The following is a 1,609-nucleotide window of genomic DNA, read 5'->3' as shown; positions in this document are numbered from 1 at the left end:
AGGAAATAGGAGCCCTTCCTGAGCTTGGGGATGCGCAGCTCGACGGTGCCGGCGCGCGTCTCCCAGTCGCGCTCGCGATAGCCGTTGCGCTGGGCCGTGCGCAACGGGTTCTTCTCGCCATAGGCGGCGCCGGTGGCGGCCCCAACCTCCAGCTCCATCAGCCGCTCGGCGGCAAAGCCAATCATCTCGCGCAAGAGATCGGAATCTGGGGTCTTCTCCACGAGCGCGCGCAGGTTCATCATCTCGTCGGTCATCGATGGTTCCTTCGAATCAGGTTGGTGTCAGCAACCCGACCTTACCGGCGAACTGTCGATGACCACCGCAAAGCCGCTCGCTCGCTACAGCGCTATCGAAGGCGCGCTCGCGAGCGGCTTCGCTACCGCCGAGCTACACCACGTCTGGGGACGCGACCCGCCTGAAAACTTTCGGCCAACTCACCGATCTTCATATCGACGACATGTGCAATGTAGGCAAGTCCCCTCTCCGCTCTAAGGCTGCAGCCCTTGATATGCTGCAGAGACATCTTGGGAAGTGCAGCGTTGCTGCCCTCGATCACGAACGGCTCATTCGCTTTGGTCGTGATCGAGCCGCCCAAGGTGCCGGACCGATGACCCTCGGCATCGACATCGGCTTTATAAAACTGATTCTGGCCCATGCCGCCGCGGTGCATGGCCTGCCCGTCAAGGTCGAACCGGTTGATCTCGCGCGTATCGCCCTAAAGAGGCTTGGCCTCGTAGGGAAAGGCCATCAGCGCGACAGGCGGCCAACCCAGGATGAACTCGACAGGCTCGTCGCTCACTTCGATGCAAACCCTCGTCAGATAGCACCGGTCGGCCAGATTATACGTTTCGCAGTCGCAACTGCGAAGCGCCAGGAGGAAATCTGCAAGGCGCGGTGGTCCGACGTGGACACTCGCACGCGGATGCTTCTAATCCGTGACCGGAAAGACCCGCGAAACAAAAACGGGAACAATCAGCGCATACCCCTATTCGCGGCAACTGGATACGACGCATGGGAAATTGTCGAGGACCAGCTGGCCAAGCGAAGCAATGACGATGATCGAATTTTCCCATTCAATCATAGGTCAGTCGGCACCGCCTTCCGTCGAGGGTGCGCTGACCTGAACATCCACGACCTTCATTTTCATGATTTGCGACACGAAGGCACGAGCCGCCTTTTCGAGGCCGGATTCACAATTGAACAGGTAGCTCTGGTAACCGGGCACAAGGACTGGAAAATGCTGAAACGGTACACGCACCTTAAGCCCGAGGCACTTCACGCAGTGCTGGCGAACCGTGCTGCGTAACGCGATGGTCGCCTCCGAGTTCGATTGCAGTGGTGGGCCAAAACTTCAAACCAGACTACGAATCTCGGGGTCAGAACTTCGAATCTCTTCGGGCACGCCGTCCCATCCACTTGAAATCACTAGCCTTTTAGGTCTGTCCAACGCGACGCGCCGGCTTAGTTTCCGGAATTCAGCCGGTTTTTCAGCCGGTTTTGGAAGGACGTCGGCAGCCGAGCCTCCGGCCGCGTCGAAGGTCAACATTCGTTCGATTTAAAAGAAATAGTGGGGCCTTTGCAGACAGGGTCCATCGGGAACGCCGGCGCC

2 protein-coding genes are annotated in these 1,609 nt (G+C 58.9%); one reads left to right on the top strand and one right to left on the bottom strand.

The window, feature by feature from the left end; all coding sequences use genetic code 11:
* Window positions 1-254 (bottom strand): transposase (locus EH240_RS36905; protein ID WP_206075397.1); only part of this gene is annotated, 254 nt, incomplete at its 3' end.
* 353 nt (window positions 255-607) lie between these two features.
* On the opposite strand from EH240_RS36905, the gene EH240_RS36895 reads away from it, so the two are divergent.
* A complete protein-coding gene (locus tag EH240_RS36895) occupies window positions 608-1,306 on the top strand; it encodes a site-specific integrase (protein ID WP_245436711.1) in 699 nt (232 codons plus the stop codon).
* The last annotated feature ends 303 nt before the right edge of the window (window positions 1,307-1,609 follow it).

Origin of the sequence: Mesorhizobium tamadayense, assembly GCF_003863365.1 — a bacterium.
Lineage (GTDB): Bacteria > Pseudomonadota > Alphaproteobacteria > Rhizobiales > Rhizobiaceae > Mesorhizobium > Mesorhizobium tamadayense.
This window is presented reverse-complemented; position numbering and strand designations above follow the sequence as displayed.

What these genes read in the sequence shown, in the direction of transcription:
- EH240_RS36895 (WP_245436711.1), top strand. Translation starts at nt 608, where the DNA reads ATGACCCTCGGCATCGACATCGGCTTTATAAAACTGATTCTGGCCCAT.